The sequence below is a fragment of the Njordella aestuarii genome (genome assembly GCF_056494165.1).
The window spans coordinates 4,601,189-4,619,350 of record NZ_CM151397.1; the positions used below are offsets into that span (position 1 = coordinate 4,601,189).

An 18,162-nucleotide genomic window follows, 5' to 3' on the forward strand; every position below is an offset into this window, starting at 1 on the left:
AGGCAAAGAACTCCTCGCGCTCAGCCAAAAATATCTGCTGATGTATAGCCGATCGCAACTTTATACTAGAAGAAATCCGATGAGCGAAAAGAAGATCGTAAACCCAAACGCAATTCAGTGGTTAGTATTGCGTTCAAAGTCAGCAACGAGATTCGCCTTGATGCTTGCAAGTATCGCTGGCGTAACGTTACTTTTGATGGTCTTCGCCGGTGTATTCAAGGAAAAGGTTACACCAGAGCCAAAGACACAGTTGAAAAGTGTTCCGACTGATGCTGTGTTTGTTGAAGTAGTCGAGATCACGCAGCCTCGCTATGAATCCGCAATTGGTGCCATTAAGCCTGTGCATGAAGCTAACGTTGCGTCCAAAATCCTAGCTCGAGTGTTAGAAGTCAACGTAACGGCCGGAAAACGGGTCAACGTTGGCGATGTTCTCGTACGTTTGAGCGACGAAGAACAACAATCACGCGTTCGCCAAGCAGAAGCCGATTTCGATTCGAGGCTCGCTGAGCTCAAGCTTGCCCAGAGTGAAGTCTCTCGGGCGCAACAACTCAAAGCGATCAATTCAATTTCTCAGTCCGAATATGACACAGCATTAACGCGAGCGCAAACGACACAGGCCAACGCCGACCGTGCTAGCCGAGCTGTTGAGGAAGCTAAAGTTTATCTAGATTTCGCAACGGTCATCGCGCCATTTTCAGGAGTCGTCGTAGACAAAGCCGTGCAACCCGGTGACACCATCAGCCCCGGTCAGACTCTGCTAACGATGTACGACCCAACACACATGCAACTAGTTGCTAACGTACGAGAATCGCTTGCGATGAAACTGAAAGTCGGTCAACAGCTTCCAGCAAAAATGGAATCACTCGGCTACGAATGTTTGGCTACTGTCAGCGAAGTTGTGCCAAAAGCAGACTCCTCAAGTCGCTCGTTCGAAGTCAAAGTCTCGGGGCCTTGTCCGCCTGGCGTATACAGCGGCATGTTTGGCCGACTGATGCTGCCTTTGGAAGACGAAACGCTACTCTTGGTACCAGAAGATACCATACAACGCGTTGGACAGCTGACGTTCGTTAGCGTGCTAGTGGATGGGACTTTAGCTCGACGGTCTGTGCAACTAGGAAGAACTTTCAATGAGCAAGTGGAGGTACTTTCGGGATTGAAAGCCGGCGAACAGGTGCTGGTTCCCAACAGCAATGAAAAAGGACTTTCGCAATGAGCAAAAAACATCCAACCTCTCACCATGGAACGCAAGATTCGCTAACCGCAATTGTGCGAATCTTCTTGAGTTCCAACCTGTCGATAATTCTCATCATCCTCTCGCTGATCATCGGCTTCGCGGTGCTCTGGATTACGCCGCGAGAAGAAGATCCGCAAATTGTTGTTCCCTTAGCCGATATTTTCGTCGAGTTCCCTGGTCACACTGCCGCAGAAGTCGAACAACTCGCTGCAGCCCCATTGGAGCGGATGCTATATCAAATTGATGGCGTTGAGTACGTTTACAGCATGTCGCGTGACGATGCCGCGGTCATCACGGTTCGATTTTATGTTGGTCAAGATCGGGAGCGAAGCCTTGTTAAGCTTTTTAAGAAGCTGAATGAAAACGTCGATGCGATTCCTCCAGGTGTGACTGGTTGGGTGATGAAGCCAGTCGAAATTGATGATGTTCCTGTCGTAACCTTAGCCGTAACGGGAGCTTCAAACGACAGCTTTGCCCTGCGTCGCGTCGCAGAAGAATTAGTTGAACGATTGGCGGTCGTTCCCAAAGTAAGCCGCGCCTTCTTGATCGGCGGCGAAGCAAGGACCATCAATGTCGACCTCGACACCGACCGCTTACTTGCACATAAGATGGGGATCGAAGAAGTTCGCAATGCCGTCATGCTGTCCAATGCAGCTAGCCCCGCGAGCTCGTTCACACGTATTGACCGCGAAACCCAAGTCGCAGTTCATCCGAAACTCTATTCCGCAGGCGATGTCGGCAATCTGGTGGTTGGTGTATTTGACGATCGCCCAGTCTTTCTAAAGGATGTCGCCAACATTCTGGATGGTCCTGAAGAAGTCACTACTTACGTGCGTCACGGTTGGGGTACAGCAAAAACTTTTGAAAAGCACCCATCCACTCCTGGTTGGTTGATCGGAGAAAATGCCGTCGCTCATGCTGACATTGAGCCCAATCAAGACATTGCGATTTCAGAATCAACCCCTGCGGTCACCATCGCGATTTCAAAACAGAAAGGTGCAAACGCAGTTGTTGTGGCGGAATCCGTCGTCCGGGAGGCAACCCGACTGCGCGACGAAATTCTGCCAGATGATGTACAACTGGTTGTTACTCGCAACAATGGTATCGTTGCAAACGAGAAGGTTAACGAGCTGATCGAAGCGCTTGGTGTGGCGATTGTCATCGTCGTGCTACTTTTGACGTTTGGATTGGGATGGCGTGAGGCTTTGATCGTATCGATCGCAGTTCCGGTTGTCTTTGGATTAACGCTCGCCGTTAACCTATTGTTTGGTTACACCATTAATCGCGTAACATTGTTTGCGCTGATACTCGCCCTAGGACTGCTAGTCGATGATCCCATCGTCGACGTAGAAAACATTGCGAGACATTTTGAACATCGAAAAAAAGCATCGCGTCAAATCGTACTGGACGCAGTCGCCGAGATTCGTCCGCCATTGATAAGTGCCACTCTAGCAGTGATTGTCAGCTTTCTTCCGATGTTTTTCATCACCGGTATGATGGGGCCGTATATGTCACCCATGGCACTCAATGTACCGGTTGCTATGGTGATGTCGATGGTAGTCGCGTTTACCATCACGCCTTGGCTTTCGTACCATATTTTGACGTGGGGTACGAAGCTAGTTCAAGAAGATGAGCAGAGAACCGATTCCGAAACCTCGCACTTGGAAGAGCCGCTTGTAGAGGAAGCTTATGATCCTGCTGTCGTTCAGAGAACATTCCTGTACCGACTATTCAAACCATTGATGACACCGCTGCTTAAGACTCGATTCCGAGCAGTCGTCTTCCTGATTTTTATGGCAGCACTCACGGCTGCTGCAATGAGCTTGGGATTGCTGCGTATGGTTCCACTCAAGATGCTTCCGTTTGATAACAAAAATGAGATCTTGTTCCTGTTAGACATGGAAGAAGGTTCGTCACTAGAGCGTACCGACGCAGTTGTACGGCAGATGGAATCGGTCTTGGCCAATCAACCTGAAGTTATCAACTACGTCAGCACAGTCGGGACCTCAGGCCCCATCGACTTCAACGGGATGGTTCGTCATTACTATCTGCGCGACGGAGCGTTCCAAGCCGAAGTGCGCGTAAATTTTGTCGGTAAAAAGCATCGCGATCTGCAAAGCCACGCGATAGGCTTACGGCTTCGTGACGAGCTTACGGCACTCGCAAATTCAGCCAATGCCAAGATTCAGATCGTTGAATTGCCTCCCGGCCCACCAGTTCTAGCATCGCTGGTCGCCGAAGTGTACGGCTCCGATAGCAGTCGCTATGAGGATGTTTTGCAGGCCGCCACTACCGTCGCGAACCGAATGCGCCGCGAACCGGGCATAGCGGAAGTAGACGACATCCGCGAAGCTCAAGTTCCTCGGCTAGTTTTTGTACCTGATCAAGAGAAAGCAGCACTATCAGGCATCTCCGTTCACGATATCGCAAAAACAATTCAGCTGGCTTTGGCGGGGGATCGCGAAAATCTATTGCGGGTCGAAGGCGAACGCAATCCGCTTAGCCTAACATTCCGTTTACCGCGAGAGCTGCGTTCAAGCCAGGCGGATTTATCGCAACTGAGCTTTAAGAATGCGCGAGGCCAACTAGTTCAGCTCCACGAACTAGGCACATGGCGAACGGAATACGTTAGCCAGACAATCTATCATAAGAATCTCAAACGCGTTGCCTACGTCTTTGCCGAATGCGTCGGACGCCCGCCCGCCGATTGCGTGATCGATATTCTTGCCGATCAAGCTCCTGCTGGCCCAAACTTTGTAAGCGATGCAGAACCACGCGCGGTCGAATCCCGAACATTCCTAACCAATGGAAGCAATATTCCATGGCGAGTTCCTAGCGACATGTCGGTTACCTTTGCCGGAGAAGGGGAGTGGAAGATTACTCTGGATGTCTTCCGTGACTTGGGGCTCGCCTTCGGTGCCGCAATGCTAATGATTTACATCATACTGGTCGCTCAAATGGGATCCTTTCTCGTTCCGATCGTTGTCATGCTTGCAATCCCGCTTACTGCACTTGGCGTCATGCCCGGCTTTTATCTATTGAATGCAGCAACAAGCCAAACGGTAGGCAACTATCCTGATCCAGTCTATTTTACGGCGACTGCGATGATTGGCATGATTGCCCTTTCCGGCATCGTTACGCGTGATTCGATCATTTTGGTCGACTTTATGCAACAATCGGTAGCTCGCGGGAGACCTTTGTTCGACGCGATCCTTGAAAGCCGAGTCGTCCGATTGCGGCCGATCCTGCTAACAGCGGGTGCGGCGTTGCTTTCAGCCATTCCGATCACGTTGGATCCGATTTTTTCCGGCTTGGGTTGGTCGCTTATCTTTGGGTTGATCGCATCGACGTTGTTCACACTGTTTGTCATCCCCGTAACCTATTGGTTGCTGTACGCTGGCCGAGCCAACGTCAGCAACTAGTTCAATGTTAGCGATGTCGCTAACGTCTATTGACCAGCGTCGTGCAACGCCTTACGCAACGCCGAACCGTCGGAGTTGCCGAAGTTGGCGCGTTGCACCATCAGGACATGGATGCGATTCTTCACAGGGTCGATCCAGGCTTGAGTGCCATAAGCCCCGCCGTGCCCGAAGCTGCCCGGCGACAGAGATTCCGTAACGCCTTGTGGTTCGCGAATGACGCAGCATCCAATCCCCCAGCCATTGCCAGGCGTAAAACCGGTTTGCAGATCCCCGGTCGCGATGGTTCGCATGGTGGTCACGGCCTCTGGGCTTAACAATCTTTTGCCATTGAGCTCTCCTCCGTTAAGCAGCATTTGGCAGAACTTGGTATAGTCGGCCGCTGTTGAAAAGAGGCCACCGTTGGCCGCGGGAAAGCGTCCGCGAAATGTCGGAGAACTACCAGAAAGTAAACCGATCGCTTTTTCTTTGAAGCCCCCTTCTTCCAGTGTATCGTAACTGGTCGCTAGCCGCGTAAGCTGATCGTCCGAGAGGTAGAACGTTGTATCAACCATCCCCAATGGCTTGCAGACTCGGATTTCGACAAATTCGTCAAAGCTTACACCCGAGACAACTTCAACGATCCGCGCCGCCGTATTGATGCTCGTCTGTGAGTATTGCCATTTGGAGCCTGGTTCGAACAAGACTTTCACTTGCGAGTACTTCGCAGCGACATCAGCCAGCGTTTCATCGCGATACGCTTCACCCGCAGGCAATTCAGCCATGCCAGATGTATGTGTCAGCAAATGCCTGATGGTAATCTCCGCTCGTTTCCCATCTTCTGTTACGAGCTCGCTCATCTCCGGAAGGTGTTTAACAATTTTGTCGTCCAATGAGATCTTTCCTTCGTCGACCAGCATCATCACACATGCGCCCGTGACCGGCTTGCTCATCGACGCAATCCAAAAGATCGAGTCGGATTTCATCGGCCGCTTGTCGTCGACATTCGAAAATCCTAGAACCGACTGAGTAAGAATCGCATTCTTGTCTGCTGTGATAGCGACTAAGCCCGCGACCGTACCATCCTCAACAAATGGCTTGAGCGCACTATCAAGGTCGCTCCCGAGCGGTTTTGCGTCCTGGCTCTGGAGGGACGATACGGAAAAAGCTATTAAAACCAAGGCGTGTGGGGCTGAAAGCTTCATTTTTTTCTCGATAATTAGTTTTTAATGGGAGTACAAGCATTAGTAGGATACCAAATCCTAAGCGACGCGAAGTCGCAAACAACGCATGAACTACGCGTGAAATCGCAGAATTTCGAACACAGCGTTTGACGAGCTCAACATGAGACAGAGTGGCTTGGTTATTGTGGCTGCCTAAAATCTCCCCTACCATAAAGGCGTTCTTGGTCGTGCGACGATTGAACCACGGTGCAAAAGCAGCTGTAAGACAACTTCTTACACTCAGTTTGAGCATGCTGGTGATGTCCCCTGTCGCTCTTATTCCTTTTCACTTTTCGAGTTGGTGCTATACATGCCTATCTATCGAACATTAGCGATTTTCTTTGCAGTAGCTTCTCTTTCCAATATTTCGAAGGCCGAAGACTGGCTACAGTTCCGCGGCGCGAACGCGAGTGGGCTCGTAAATGAAACGACGATGCCTGACACTTGGAGTTCTGAATCAAATATCAAATGGAAAGCGGAAGTCCCCGGCGAAGGCTGGTCTGCTCCGATCGTCGTTGGAAAAAAGTTGTTCATTACGACGGCCGTCGCTAGCGGCGAGAAGAACAAAGATACGGAACATGATTGGCAAATCCATTGCTTTGATGCAAGTTCTGGTAAACTGCTGTGGTCAAAATCTGCCCTCAAAGGCAAGCCCAAGTTAAGCACCCATCGTGATAACACCTATGCATCCGAAACACCGGTGAGCGACGGGAAGCATGTCGTGGCTTACTTTGGAATGATGGGCTTATTTTGTTACGACCTGGACGGCAATGAACTTTGGAATAAAGATTTGGGCGACTACCCAATGCAGAACGACTGGGGTACATCAAGTTCCCCAGTGATTCACAACGGCTTGGTCTTTGTTCAAATTGACAACCAGCAAAAATCATTCTTAGCCGCTTTGGATATTGCGACGGGAACTGAAAAATGGCGGATCGATCGCGAAGAAACATCCAACTGGGCATCACCGATGATTTGGACTAATTCCGTTCGCTCGGAATTAGTCACGACCGGTCAAATGATTCGATCGTATAACCCAGAGAATGGTGAACTGTTATGGCAATTGTCCTTAGGCCAAGGTGGAATTATTTCGACACCTGCTGGTGACAACGATACACTGATCGTTGGCAATCAAGGGCGGGGCGGAGGCACAATGTTCGCCGTTCGCGCCGGAGCCAAAGGTGACATTAGTCTTGCTGCAGGCGAAAATTCTAACTCGAGTGTATTGTGGCGTACTACCGAGGTTGGACCTCAGAAATCATCGCCGCTCGTTTACCAAGGTCAGATCTTTTTGCTTGGGCAACGCGGTCCGAACATTACATGTGTAGATGCCGCAACCGGAGCTAAGATCTACCAGGACCGACTTCCAGATGCTGGCGCATTTTGGGCATCGCCTTGGGGCCAGAATGGCTTGGTGTTTTGTCCCGACGAGAACGGAAACACCTTTGTTTTGAAGCCGGGGCCAACACTTGAAGTCGTGCGAGTCAACAAGCTTCCCGTGGAAGGTGAAGCTCGATTTTGGGCGACTGCAGCAGCGGCCGACGGCACGCTGTTCATTCGCTCGTCTTCGACACTATACGCCGTCGCTGCACATTAACATCCTGGGACGACAGCAGTGTTTTGCGTGTCACTGCATTCCTGAGCAGTACGCTAACTCAGCGTGCTGCTGATATCTTAAGTTGAAAACGTCCTCAAACCAGCGGTCTGATTTCTGTGGTTCCGCGGCGAGTTCCGGGGATTTGAGCTGCTACGGCGATTGCTTCGTCTAAATTGGAAACGTCGATCAGGAAGAAACCTGCCATCTGTTCCTTGGTCTCTGCGAATGGGCCGTCGGTCACCATGCGAATGCCATCTCGCACCCGAACCGATCGTGCCGTCGCAGGTGGCTGCAGCGGAGCAGCGTTCAAATACTGCCCTCGTTGGTGCAACGTGTGACAGAGCTTAATCGATTCCGCCAAAGCTTCAGCGTGTTCCTCAGGCGGCCATGCGCCTTCTTCAGAATATATCATCAGCAAATATTTCATCGTTCCCACCTCGATTCAATGTGCATGAAGGAGTGTTCGTCAGCAGACGAGTAACCCTACCTTACGACCTAGTCGAACATATGAACTCGATTTCGACATCACACTGCCAAAATTGATTCTTCATTAGGGAAGTTGCGATTACGATTTTTGTCCGTGATCAAATCGATACAGAGACTTGTTAGGCTGATTATGATCCCGATTCGACCGAGGCAAGCTCAGTCGGGTTGTAACGCGATATCCGTAGACCAATAAATTGACTTTCGCATAACGGGGCCGAACCAAACAACGGGGTCATTTGCCGAAGGTTAGCGTCGCCGTAATTGGAAAGTGGTCTGACAACGATTCCGTACTCGGGTTACGAAGAATGGCCGCAGACGAGACGCTGGAAAGCAGATTCGGGCTGACAAAAATATAGTCTAGTCGCCGGTCGGGTCCGTGATCTTCATCATCAACCAGCGGACTTGGAAAGGTTCCCACGAATGGTCCGCCTTCGCCGCGATGGTTGGCGATCACATCCACGTAACCCTGCTTTAAAATCGCTTCAATCCCGCCATAGTCAATCATCCCTTGATTGAGGTTCTTGGCCTTGGGATCACCTGCATCCAACCTTTTGAAGAATGGGACCAGTTCAGCATTGGCGTCATACTGCTGACGATCCGCTGGCGAAAAACCGTTGAAGTCGCCTACGAGAACGATTCGAGGATTATCGTCCCGTAATGTCGCCACGTCTGCGCGAAGCAGCCAAGCCTCTTCGACACGACGCTCGAAGTTGGATGGATGAAAGTGCACGACGTAAAACCATATACCTTCGATCTGGCAACGCAGCAAACCATGGTGCATCGCATCTCGAATCCGACGCACGTTCGTTATCGGATATCGCGATGTAATCCCTGTCGAGAACCCATCGTCCTTGAGCAATTCGACATGTTCGTGCCCCCAGGCTTTGGCATCGGTCGCAAGTTTCTCTGCGGTGTAACCGTTCAATTCCTGCAATGATACGACGTCGGGTGCTTCCGACTTCATCCACTCCAACCATTTGCTATGGCGAGGCTCGGGCTTCTTCGTAAAGCCATACCAGACGTTATGACTTACGATCTTTAACGCCCTTCCTGGCTCGACCGCCAAGCACGTATTCCCCGCAACGGACACGAGCAATAGCACCGCCGCAATGTATGTTCGCACAGATCTGGTCATCGCAAAAATCATCAAAAAGAAACAAGCTGTAATCAAAGTGTAGATAGCATCCATTCTACGATTGACGCTCGAGCCATGCGACTACTAGCGGACAATAAAAGCGACGCTGTGTCTCGAACCGACTCACCACGCAAGGCTCAATGCGTTACAATTCATTGAAAACCGAAACAGTTGCGGCAAACCCTCGTCGGCTCAAGCATCGAATCAGCCAGACTTAGGCGCCATCCGATTGCCACCGATTTCAGTGAAAGGCACGATGTTTGCGAAACACGGACGAACGGCCATTCTTGCTCTAGTGTTTACCTCATCAGGCTCATTGCGGCCCTTCAATCTAAAATCATTACGGAGAGTTTAAAATGTCGACCAACGATGAATCTTCACGCGGCGAAGATCTGAATAAGATATTGGCCGAATTTAAGGCCGGCAAAACTGGGCGACGTGAATTCCTTCGTCAAATTGTTGCCATTGGCTTTTCGTCAGCAGCGGCCTATTCACTACTAAACAGTTCAACAGCATCCGCCCAAACAATCACAACCCAGGCGCTAGGCGAAGAAAACCAGTCAAGCTCGCCGACGACCAGGGCTGTCGGGGAAGAAGGCTCGTCGGGTAGGGTGACAACGCAAGCCTTAGGCGAAGAAAACTCGGTCTCCACCAGAGCAGTAGGCGAAGAAGGCCAGCTACCTCAAGCAACAACATATGCCGTTGGTGAAGAAGGTCAGCCATCACGCCCCACGACAACGGCTGTTGGAGAGGAGAGTGGACCGCCTCAGGCAACAACATTCGCAGTGGGTGAAGAAGACCGCCCCTCGCAGCCGACGACTCTAGCAGTTGGAGAAGAGTCTAGCCCGCCACAGGTAACAACCTATGCTATCGGTGAGGAAGGTACATTGCAAAAATCGCCCCACGTATCGACTCGTAACACGGGCGAAGAGGGGCAGCCAACCAATCCTACATCACCGACAACTTTTGCAATTGGCGAAGAGAATTCAACAGGCGGAAACGCTACTCCGTCGACTCGTGCTATAGGTGAAGAAGGTCAACCAAAGCCATCAACACGTGCGGTCGGAGAGGAAGGAAGTCCAACTCAAGTGACAACATTTGCTGTTGGTGAAGAATCGCAAGCACCGCGTGTCGTACCTAATCCACCAGGTAGCAGTTCCGGAAGCCAACGCATCGTGCCGCGAATCTGGAATAACTTCCGACGCTGGTAAGACTTCGCATGCGTACTCCTGCACTTTTAATTGTTGGTGGCGAATCGGACCCCAACACTCAGCGAATCGTAGATCAAGCGCATGTCCGTGAGCTTGATTACGTCTTCTGGAACTCCGACAACGACCTTTGCCGCCAAATTGCCTGGGATTTTAGCACTCCTACACTCGACCTGGGCGATCTTTCACTCGCTCCCAAGGCAGTGTTTCTAAGAGGCTAACAAAAAACTGGAGTTTGAAAAAAGGATTTATAGATTATCAAAGATGCGAAAAGTAATGACGGCAGCGGCGAGTTTTGCCCAAGCATCAATCATGATTGCATCTCGATCATAGCGAAAGCGAAGCCGTCTTAATCCCTTGAACCACGAAATGGTTCGTTCCACGACCCATCGCACTTTGCCTAAATGGCTGCCATGTTTCTCGCGACGCCTTCGAATCTTGGGTTCAATACCTATCCACTCCAGAAGCTTTCGTCCCGAATTATCGTCGTATCCTGCATCGGCGATGACTTGCTTGGGATGCGTTAGTGGGCGTCCCCTTCGACCACCAATCTGCGGAAATTCGACGACAGTTTTGACGAGTTCTTTCACGTCAGGCACATTAGCACCGACCACTCGAACCGCGAGAGGAACTCCGTTAGCGTCCACCATCAAAGTGTGCTTAGTCCCCGGTTTTGCACGGTCGGTCGGATTGGGACCACTCTTGGCCCCGCCTCCAAAAGCTCGCGTCAGAGTCGAATCGATGATCGCTACTTCGTGATGCAACCGCTTCGCTGCATTGAGCTTATTGAGAATCTTCTTATGGATACGCTCCCAAATTCCCGTGGACTGCCAAAGGCGCAAACGCGATCGAGCGGTCTCACCGCAACATCCCATCTCCAACGGGACATCTGCCCAGCGGCAGCCGGTCGTCAGCACATGCCAAATTACCCGCACTACCACCTCATGCTCGATCGGTCGTCGACCACCATCACTGGTAGATTCTGGCAACGGCGGCAGTTCAGCTAAAATGAATCTCAGTAAATCGTCCGGTATAATATTCTTAGCCATGATATTCTCCTTGAATTCATGGCTGGCGCAAACCCTGTGCCAAACGAACGTTAGGCAAGTTTTTTGTTAGCCTCTAAGGTACAATGTTTTTGATTCCGACCCGTTTCAAAATCGCAGTTGCTTTGACACCATCCAGTCGTACGTGCTTGCGTGGCCCAATATTCGGATTCTCAACCGCGCGACTTTAACCGATGCCAATAACAAATCGAAGAATTTACGCATAGCGATCGACTCTGGATTTGCTATTCCCGCAACAACCGTGCTTGGCGATTTAACTCCTCTCGCAACACTCCCCGATGCTGCGGCCAAAGCCGTAAAACCGCTCGGCGGCGGCGCTCATACGAAAAATGCGCAAGCAATGCTGGACGATAACATTCCACTTGACCAGATAGAGCCGCAGTTTATTCAAGAGCGATTGGAAGGAGAAAATTTGCGCGTCTTTGCTATCGACGAGGCACTTTACTGTTTCCATCTAAAAACCGAAATGCTCGATTATAGAGAAGACCACAACGTGGAAGTTTATCAAGTGGAAATACCGAAGGAATTAGTGGCTCCGATCCATCACTTTGTCAAGCAGCTAGGTTTCGATTATTGTGCGTTGGACTTCCGATGCAGGCGTGGTTGGTCATCACCCGTCTTCTTAGAAGTAAACTCATTTCCAATGTTTGTTAGATTCGACGATGCTGGAAGCAACTGCATCGCCGACAAAATCTTGCAGTTCCTCATCTGCTGAACTTACTAAAGCTTCGACGAAGCGATCTTCCAATAGCTTTTTACGGAATCGACGAAGACTTGTGGCGATGCGGCGAATAGTTTTTTCCCAAGTGGCATAAACCTAGAGCTCAACAGATCGCGATGACATTCGATCAAGCGAAGGGTTGACCGGAGTTGCTTCTTTACCAAGACGTCACAGTGCTGCGCAAGCGTGTCACTCAATACCGAGAGATCGTGGTCTTTGCCCAGCAGGTCGCCGAGCAGTTTCAGTTCTTGGCTACGCATCGCAAAATAGGCAGGCCAAACCGAGTGTAAAACCTCGCAGTGAAAGCCATGGTACTTTACAGATTTACGCCATTCGTGCAGTTGCTCCGTGGAGCCTTCCTTCCTAACCTCGTCAAGCTGATCAAATGCATCCGTGTAGGTAGCTTCGAATCCTGCGAAGATTAAATCTGCTTCGTCTTTATCAAATCGCCATTGCTTGATTCGCTTCTTTGCTTTCCTAAACTTCGCTTCTACCTTTCGCAGTAGTGACGATATATCATCTGATTTTTCATCCTCAAGTATTGAACCGGCATTTAAACAGGAATGCATTGCTTTCGCCGTCTTTTGTTCAAATGGCAACACGAGAGAATCGAATGCATCAACCACGACCTTTGAGTCTCGTGCACCGGAGACTAGCCGGGCGGTATTGCGGAAAAACTTGTTCTCGTACTTGGCGAGCTGTTCATCGGTTTCAACAAATAGTCGAGCAAGCCCCCGCATCTTCTTACATCGTTTGCGAACTTGATGAACTTTTTTCTCATCAGAAAGCTTTTTACTATGCAGTTCATCAATAGCTTTTTGAGTCTGCTCTAACGTAAGTCTGCGCAGTTCGTCTGCAACGCTCTTATTGAGGTTCAATTTAAAAGACATCTATAACTCAGTTTTCAAAAAGACGCACGGCGACAAAACGAGCTCGCAATCACTCAAGCCGGTGAAGACGTTTTCAGTAGGTCTATTCTAGTTATTGTTAAGTGGAAATGAAGCAACTTTGAGTGCGGGAAAACGCACCCTCGATTCGCTGGAGTCATCTACGGTACTTGTTTTATACGAAGATTGTATGTTGGCGCGGCCTGGATTGTGGCTTGAAGTAGTTGCGTATTGCATTAGGATTTGCGAGTCCTCTGCTTTTTCGAAGGACGCAAACGGCAAAGGAGCGACACTGTGTGGGGGATCGAACTGGGGGTCATGTTTTTCATGATTCTGCTGAATAGCGTTTTTGCGGGATACGAAATCGCGCTAGCTTCGATTTCTCAGCATCGTCTGGAACGGCTCGTCAACGCGCAGACACGCGGAGCGGCGTCGGCTGTTCGCATGAAAACTAACATCGAAGCAAGCTTGGCCGTCGTGCAGTTAGGCATAACGCTCGTTGGAGTAATTGCTGCGGCCACCGGGGGTGCGGGCGCGGAGGAGTCGATTGAACCTCATTTCTTGAAGTTGGGATTATCTCCAACTTTGGCGCAAGTATTTGCAATAGCTGTCGTAGTCGCACCGTTGACTGTCATCACTATCATCTTCGGTGAGCTTCTCCCCAAAGTCTTTTCAATGCGAAACAACGAGTGGGTATGCCTGCGTCTATCACCGCTTATGGAGTTATTCTCGAAGTGCGTTTGGCCAATCGTATGGTTACTTGAGCGTCCCGTTACGATCCTTATGGAAATTGGCGAAAACCGCTTCCTAAAAGAAGACAAGAATGCAGGCGCAATTGGCGACTCAGCTTTACAAGAGCTTAGAGCATTGGCATCTATAGCTAGAACCTCGCGATTGATTGGCATCAGAGAGGAGAACATTATTATCAACGCTGCTCGACTCTCTAGCACAACGGTTCGTTCGATTCAATTGCCTGCCCAGTATATCAGCATGCTCTATTTAGAAAGTTCGATGACCGACTGTCTGATCGCAGCGCATGAAGACATGCATACGCGATTCCCGGTAACAGACGCTCTCGATGACCCGCAGAAGATCGTAGGATACGTTAACTTCAAAGATATTGTAGCCAGTTTGCGAATTTCTCCGCACGATGCGTCACTTCGCGGTATTTTGCGTCCACTCCCGCGACTTCCCGACGACCTGACTGTTTCCCATTGTTTAGAGAAGTTGATTCACGAGCGCATCCACATTGCCTTGGTTATGGACACCTCAGGTAAAGTCTCCGGTATGATTACGCTCGAAGACATTCTCGAAGAACTGATCGGTGAAATTCACGACGAGTATGATAGACTGCCTAGTCATATCAATCGCTCGGGAAAGGGCTGGATAGTTGGAGGAAATGCTTCGTTAGGCCTGCTGAAGGAGGTGTGCAAGATCGAATTGCCCATCGATGCAAGTCAAAAAACTCCAGTTACCCTGAATGAATGGGTATCGACCAACCTGGGGAAGCCTGTGGATGGAGGTGAAGTTATCGCATTGGGAAATTTACGGATTGTCGTTCGCAAAGTCCGTCGGCAACAGGTCCTAGAAGCCTCGCTTCTTGAGGCAAACGATGGTAACTGAATGTGTACAGCGATTGAAGCAGGCAGTCGCTTACTGCTGGCCGAAAGTAAGTCCGCGTAGGTCGTCGCTTCCGCTTCGGTCCTGTACAGGGTCCAGTCCTCCTGTCAGGACGAAACCATCAACTGATGCTTGCGCCTGAGCAAGCTCTGATTGCGCATTAATGTACAAGAGGTTTGCGTCGAAATAAGTCCTTCGCGCGACCAGCACTTGAAGAAAACTCGTCTCGCCTGCCTTATACGCGACTTCCGCCAACTCCAAGGATTCCTCAGCGCTCGGGAGAATCTTTTCGGCGTACATTCCGACCGCAGCTGCAGCGGAATTGTATTGTCCGGAAACCGCGGCCAGACGTGACTTGATAGAATTCTCGATCCTTTGAACTTCGCTCAACGCGCGACAGTATTCGGCTCGAGCAGCCGCTATGTTGCCCTGATTTTTGTTGTGAACGGGAATCGGTGCAGCCAGTTGTAAATTCATCATGCCTGAATTCGTTCCATTGTCTACGCCTGCCCCAAACTGCACTTGAAGATTCGGAATGTTCTGAGCTCCATGGCGAACCAGTTCCGCTCTAGCCTGCGAAACCCGCGCCAAGGCACTTGAGTATTCGGGGCTGCTAGCAACCATAGTTTCGGCGAGGGATGTCCAATCGAAGGTATTCGCCGATTCTGGCAGCGTTCCCTCCAACCGCCTTTGTTCCAACTGCGGAACGCCGATCATCGCGGCCACTTCCTTCCAAGTCGCCTCAAGATCAGCCCTCGTTTGCTGTCGCACTAGGTCTATCTCGTACAACTGCACTTGAGCCTGAAGGACATCGATCTTTGATCCTTCCGCAGCTTTCAATCGTAGTTCGGTCAATTCCAAACCCTTGCTAACGACGGGCACGAACTCTTCGATGGCACTAAGGCGATTCTGAGCTGCGAGCGTCTCAACAAATTTCATCCGGATATCCGTAAGCACGCGATATCGCTGCGCTTCAAGCTCAAGCATCTGAACGTTAACCGCTTCGTTTTGCACACGTCGGTTCAATTCTAGCTTTCCACCCGTAACAAACTCCTGCTCAATAAAAGCAAGATGCTGGTCTGTACCTTCATCCGCTAGTTGTTGGGCCAGGTAGCCGACGAGCGGGTTTGCGCGAAAACCGACTTGCGTGCGAAAAGCCGCTGCCTTTTGAGTGGTCGCAGCAAGTTCGCGCAGTGACGGATTGTGCTGCAAGGCCATTGCTTCCAATTGCGCAAGTGTGAATACACCGCTTTGGTCATCTCTCCAAGCGGTAACATCTTCACCCGGTATAGTTGCGATGGCCGTAATGGTTGGCAGCGCATCTACGGAACTGACGGTAGGTGAAGCGTTCTCGATAGGATTTGCCTGCTGCAAGTTTTCGTAAGCAGCTGGCACGACTGCTGATTTTACTGGCAAAGATGATGGCAATTCCGCTCCGTTTGAGTCGGGGAGAACAGCCAGTTCTTCCGGCAATCCTTTCAAATTGCCAGCGCTCGACACACTGCTAAAACCATGTGAACGCGATTTACTGGCGGCACACCCTGTCAATGAAGCGAAAAGTGTTACCAGGCAGATCATGCTGGTAGTCGCTGCAAAGGCCGCTAAATCTTGCCGCGTTAGCATTGGGGTGTTCACCATAGTGGTTCGATAATACAAAATTCATAGTCTCACCCTGATTGATCGGCTTCCGTTTGTGCAGATTGTTCGGCTTTTCTCGATTTCTCCGTAGGTTCCACGAATGTCCGCGTGGCGCATCCAGGAGAACCGGCAAAGTGCTGGCAATAATAGACAGCAAAAGTCATACGTGCACAGCACTTAAACGTTTTTCAAGCGTGCCGGAACTCAATTAGAACGAGCGAGACCGCCCCATTGGATCGCGCGCGATTACGAAGGGCAGGAACCATCTTTGCATTCGTTCCACGGCATGCGGGCCAGTATCATCCCCATGGCGCAAGTGTTTGTGAGGCCAGAAAACAACAGTCCAACTCCCATGACCAGCGGAACGCCGATCCAAAGTGGATGTTGATAGTAGGCAAGCAGTGAGCCCGCAATCACCAGGGATCCAACAATTATCTGCACCTGACAATTCAGTGGAATAGATTTCTTGCCTCTCACCGCTGTAGCTCCTGCAGCGACGCAAGCCATCGTCCCTCCCTCCACATTCACGACATTGGTAATGCCAGCCGCCAAGAGTTTTTCGCACGCCTTTTGGCCTCGGGCACCTGAGCGACATATAATATACAACTCTTCGTCCTTACGATCGCAATATGCCGACTTGATAGCAACTGGGTCAAGCCTATCAAGAGGTTCATTCCGAGCCCCTTCGACGTGGATCTCTCGAAACTCCACTGGTGTACGAACGTCGATAAGTACAATTTCTTTTCCCGATTCAAGCAACTTTTTGAACTGCTGTGCTGATATACTTCGGCTCACAATTGTTCTCCCTTCTTTCCAAACGCTTTCCAATGATGAGCCCAATGGACGACGTGGAGAAGCGATCAGTGTGGTAATGGCTGCGACTAAGATTGTTTTTCTTTCAAACCGACGTTCCGTGTGCGGTGGCTACTGGCGAATTTTGCAGGTTCTGATTCCAAGTGGGCAATATGCGGGACAAAATCCGACCAACCCAGTCAACAGTGGCACCAGACCGATGTACCCCCAAGGAGTTTGCGGACCGACAAAGGCGAGTGCCAAAAGTCCAAGACCAGCGACAATTCGAATAGCTCGATCGATACGCCCAAGATTTGTCTGAAACATGCAGGTTCCCCTTAAAGTTTGAGAGTTTGATTCAATACAAGGGTAGAGCCTGGAATCGATCTTTGGTTACAATGATTCTTATGCGAGTGACAAAGAATTCAGGGAAAGACAACTCACTAGTTTGATTGGTAGTTTGATGGAGAGTCCTTTACTCGAAAACCCCACCGATCTCGACTTGCTCAGGCGAGCCAGGGCAGGGGATTTTAATGCTTTTCAAAAACTCATCGTTGATTTGCAGCCGCGTGTCTACGGTCTCGCATTTCGCATATTGCAGCAGGCACAGGATGCCGAAGACACTACCCAGCAGGCATTCCTCGCGTTGATTGAACACATCGCCGACTTTCGCGAAGAGTCTTCCGTTGCGACTTGGGTTTTGAAGATTGCCAGCAACCACGCGTTGAAAATTCTGAGGAAACGACGTGGTCTTAAAGTTTCTTCGATGTCCGACACCTCATCCGAGGATTCATACAGCGACATGCCGCATCCCGAATTCATTGCGCCATGGAGTCAGACGGCGGATGAGATCGTAGCCAATGCAGAAGTCCAGAAGGAAATTGAGAAAGCACTCGTCGCCTTGAACGAAAAATATCGCTGGGTATTCGTACTCAGAGATATTGAAGGGTTATCAGTACGCGAAACGGCCGAGGCCTTGGAGCTCACCGAAAGCACTGTGAAAGTCCGATTGCTGCGTGCTCGACTAGCATTGCGTGAAGTCCTTACCAAAAAATTCGGTGACTCACTCAGAGTGATGATTCCCGACCATAAACACTCATAAATTTTTGTAACCTTTCTAACCTTCACGGATCAAATGTCGTACGCAATGTTTCCG

Annotated in this window: 16 protein-coding genes; 8 read left to right on the forward strand and 8 right to left on the reverse strand. The window is 50.3% G+C overall.

Annotation, left to right across the window (positions count from 1 at the left end):
* Positions 1 to 79: 79 nt before the first annotated feature.
* Both SH451x_RS18205 and SH451x_RS18210 read left to right on the forward strand, forming a co-directional pair.
* On the forward strand, positions 80 to 1,213 hold the full coding sequence (locus tag SH451x_RS18205) for an efflux RND transporter periplasmic adaptor subunit (protein ID WP_479358437.1): 1,134 nt from the start codon (positions 80 to 82) through the stop codon (positions 1,211 to 1,213).
* Positions 1,210 to 4,656 (forward strand): efflux RND transporter permease subunit, encoded by a 3,447-nt coding sequence (locus SH451x_RS18210; RefSeq protein WP_479358439.1) that lies wholly within the window; start codon positions 1,210 to 1,212, stop codon positions 4,654 to 4,656. The genes SH451x_RS18205 and SH451x_RS18210 overlap by 4 nt, the downstream gene beginning before the upstream one ends.
* 26 nt (positions 4,657 to 4,682) lie before the next feature.
* On the opposite strand, the gene SH451x_RS18215 is transcribed toward SH451x_RS18210, so the two are convergent.
* A complete protein-coding gene (locus SH451x_RS18215) occupies positions 4,683 to 5,837 on the reverse strand; it encodes a serine hydrolase domain-containing protein (protein WP_479358440.1) in 1,155 nt (384 codons plus the stop codon).
* Between the two features lie 328 nt (positions 5,838 to 6,165).
* Between SH451x_RS18215 and SH451x_RS18220 the strand changes: the two genes are divergently transcribed.
* On the forward strand, positions 6,166 to 7,452 hold the full coding sequence (locus SH451x_RS18220) for an outer membrane protein assembly factor BamB family protein (RefSeq protein WP_479358442.1): 1,287 nt from the start codon (positions 6,166 to 6,168) through the stop codon (positions 7,450 to 7,452).
* A gap of 94 nt (positions 7,453 to 7,546) precedes the next feature.
* On the opposite strand, the gene SH451x_RS18225 is transcribed toward SH451x_RS18220, so the two are convergent.
* Together SH451x_RS18225 and SH451x_RS18230 are read right to left on the reverse strand one after the other, a co-directional pair.
* On the reverse strand, positions 7,547 to 7,879 hold the full coding sequence (locus SH451x_RS18225) for a YciI family protein (protein ID WP_479358443.1): 333 nt from the start codon (positions 7,877 to 7,879) through the stop codon (positions 7,547 to 7,549).
* Between the two features lie 291 nt (positions 7,880 to 8,170).
* Positions 8,171 to 9,073, reverse strand: coding sequence for an endonuclease/exonuclease/phosphatase family protein (locus SH451x_RS18230; RefSeq protein WP_479358445.1), 903 nt, complete (start codon positions 9,071 to 9,073; stop codon positions 8,171 to 8,173).
* Between the two features lie 356 nt (positions 9,074 to 9,429).
* Here SH451x_RS18230 and SH451x_RS18235 point away from each other — a divergent pair, with 356 nt between their 5' ends.
* Both SH451x_RS18235 and SH451x_RS18240 read left to right on the forward strand, forming a co-directional pair.
* Positions 9,430 to 10,284, forward strand: a complete 855-nt coding sequence (locus SH451x_RS18235; RefSeq protein ID WP_479358447.1) for a hypothetical protein — start codon at positions 9,430 to 9,432, stop codon at positions 10,282 to 10,284.
* Positions 10,285 to 10,292: 8 nt separating this feature from the next.
* Positions 10,293 to 10,502, forward strand: coding sequence for a hypothetical protein (locus SH451x_RS18240; protein WP_479358448.1), 210 nt, complete (start codon positions 10,293 to 10,295; stop codon positions 10,500 to 10,502).
* Between the two features lie 27 nt (positions 10,503 to 10,529).
* Here the strand turns inward: SH451x_RS18240 and SH451x_RS18245 are convergent, their stop codons facing one another.
* Positions 10,530 to 11,330, reverse strand: coding sequence for an IS5 family transposase (locus SH451x_RS18245; protein WP_479358450.1), 801 nt, complete (start codon positions 11,328 to 11,330; stop codon positions 10,530 to 10,532).
* A 142-nt stretch (positions 11,331 to 11,472) separates the two neighbouring features.
* On the opposite strand from SH451x_RS18245, the gene SH451x_RS18250 reads away from it, so the two are divergent.
* Complete coding sequence (locus tag SH451x_RS18250; RefSeq protein ID WP_479358452.1) at positions 11,473 to 12,063, forward strand: ATP-grasp domain-containing protein; 591 nt, start codon at positions 11,473 to 11,475, stop codon at positions 12,061 to 12,063.
* Positions 12,064 to 12,068: 5 nt separating this feature from the next.
* Here SH451x_RS18250 and SH451x_RS18255 read toward each other — a convergent pair whose 3' ends face one another.
* Positions 12,069 to 12,959 carry a CHAD domain-containing protein gene (locus SH451x_RS18255; RefSeq protein WP_479358454.1) on the reverse strand — a complete coding sequence of 297 codons (891 nt, stop codon included), beginning with the start codon at positions 12,957 to 12,959 and terminating at the stop codon, positions 12,069 to 12,071.
* Between the two features lie 291 nt (positions 12,960 to 13,250).
* Here SH451x_RS18255 and SH451x_RS18260 point away from each other — a divergent pair, with 291 nt between their 5' ends.
* Positions 13,251 to 14,579: a hemolysin family protein gene (locus SH451x_RS18260; protein ID WP_479358456.1), complete on the forward strand. Its 1,329-nt coding sequence runs from the start codon at positions 13,251 to 13,253 to the stop codon at positions 14,577 to 14,579.
* Positions 14,580 to 14,609: 30 nt separating this feature from the next.
* Here the strand turns inward: SH451x_RS18260 and SH451x_RS18265 are convergent, their stop codons facing one another.
* From SH451x_RS18265 to SH451x_RS18275, 3 genes are all read right to left on the reverse strand, one after another.
* Positions 14,610 to 16,214 carry a TolC family protein gene (locus SH451x_RS18265; protein ID WP_479358457.1) on the reverse strand — a complete coding sequence of 535 codons (1,605 nt, stop codon included), beginning with the start codon at positions 16,212 to 16,214 and terminating at the stop codon, positions 14,610 to 14,612.
* A 246-nt stretch (positions 16,215 to 16,460) separates the two neighbouring features.
* Positions 16,461 to 17,009: a rhodanese-like domain-containing protein gene (locus tag SH451x_RS18270; RefSeq protein WP_479358459.1), complete on the reverse strand. Its 549-nt coding sequence runs from the start codon at positions 17,007 to 17,009 to the stop codon at positions 16,461 to 16,463.
* A 129-nt stretch (positions 17,010 to 17,138) separates the two neighbouring features.
* Entirely contained in the window at positions 17,139 to 17,333 is a 195-nt protein-coding gene (locus tag SH451x_RS18275) for a YgaP family membrane protein (protein ID WP_479358460.1), read from the reverse strand.
* A gap of 136 nt (positions 17,334 to 17,469) precedes the next feature.
* Here SH451x_RS18275 and SH451x_RS18280 point away from each other — a divergent pair, with 136 nt between their 5' ends.
* Positions 17,470 to 18,108, forward strand: a complete 639-nt coding sequence (locus SH451x_RS18280) for an RNA polymerase sigma factor (RefSeq protein WP_479358461.1) — start codon at positions 17,470 to 17,472, stop codon at positions 18,106 to 18,108.
* The last annotated feature ends 54 nt before the right edge of the window (positions 18,109 to 18,162 follow it).

Bases quoted from the DNA above. Each gene is read 5' to 3' on its own strand.
- SH451x_RS18230 (WP_479358445.1), bottom strand. From the start codon at position 9,073: ATGACCAGATCTGTGCGAACATACATTGCGGCGGTGCTATTGCTCGTG.
- SH451x_RS18220 (WP_479358442.1), top strand. From the start codon at position 6,166: ATGCCTATCTATCGAACATTAGCGATTTTCTTTGCAGTAGCTTCTCTT.
- SH451x_RS18280 (WP_479358461.1), top strand. From the start codon at position 17,470: ATGGAGAGTCCTTTACTCGAAAACCCCACCGATCTCGACTTGCTCAGG.
- SH451x_RS18275 (WP_479358460.1), bottom strand. From the start codon at position 17,333: ATGTTTCAGACAAATCTTGGGCGTATCGATCGAGCTATTCGAATTGTC.
- SH451x_RS18205 (WP_479358437.1), top strand. From the start codon at position 80: ATGAGCGAAAAGAAGATCGTAAACCCAAACGCAATTCAGTGGTTAGTA.
- SH451x_RS18240 (WP_479358448.1), top strand. From the start codon at position 10,293: ATGCGTACTCCTGCACTTTTAATTGTTGGTGGCGAATCGGACCCCAAC.
- SH451x_RS18255 (WP_479358454.1), bottom strand. From the start codon at position 12,959: ATGTCTTTTAAATTGAACCTCAATAAGAGCGTTGCAGACGAACTGCGC.
- SH451x_RS18215 (WP_479358440.1), bottom strand. From the start codon at position 5,837: ATGAAGCTTTCAGCCCCACACGCCTTGGTTTTAATAGCTTTTTCCGTA.
- SH451x_RS18265 (WP_479358457.1), bottom strand. From the start codon at position 16,214: ATGGTGAACACCCCAATGCTAACGCGGCAAGATTTAGCGGCCTTTGCA.
- SH451x_RS18210 (WP_479358439.1), top strand. From the start codon at position 1,210: ATGAGCAAAAAACATCCAACCTCTCACCATGGAACGCAAGATTCGCTA.
- SH451x_RS18225 (WP_479358443.1), bottom strand. From the start codon at position 7,879: ATGAAATATTTGCTGATGATATATTCTGAAGAAGGCGCATGGCCGCCT.
- SH451x_RS18235 (WP_479358447.1), top strand. From the start codon at position 9,430: ATGTCGACCAACGATGAATCTTCACGCGGCGAAGATCTGAATAAGATA.
- SH451x_RS18245 (WP_479358450.1), bottom strand. From the start codon at position 11,330: ATGGCTAAGAATATTATACCGGACGATTTACTGAGATTCATTTTAGCT.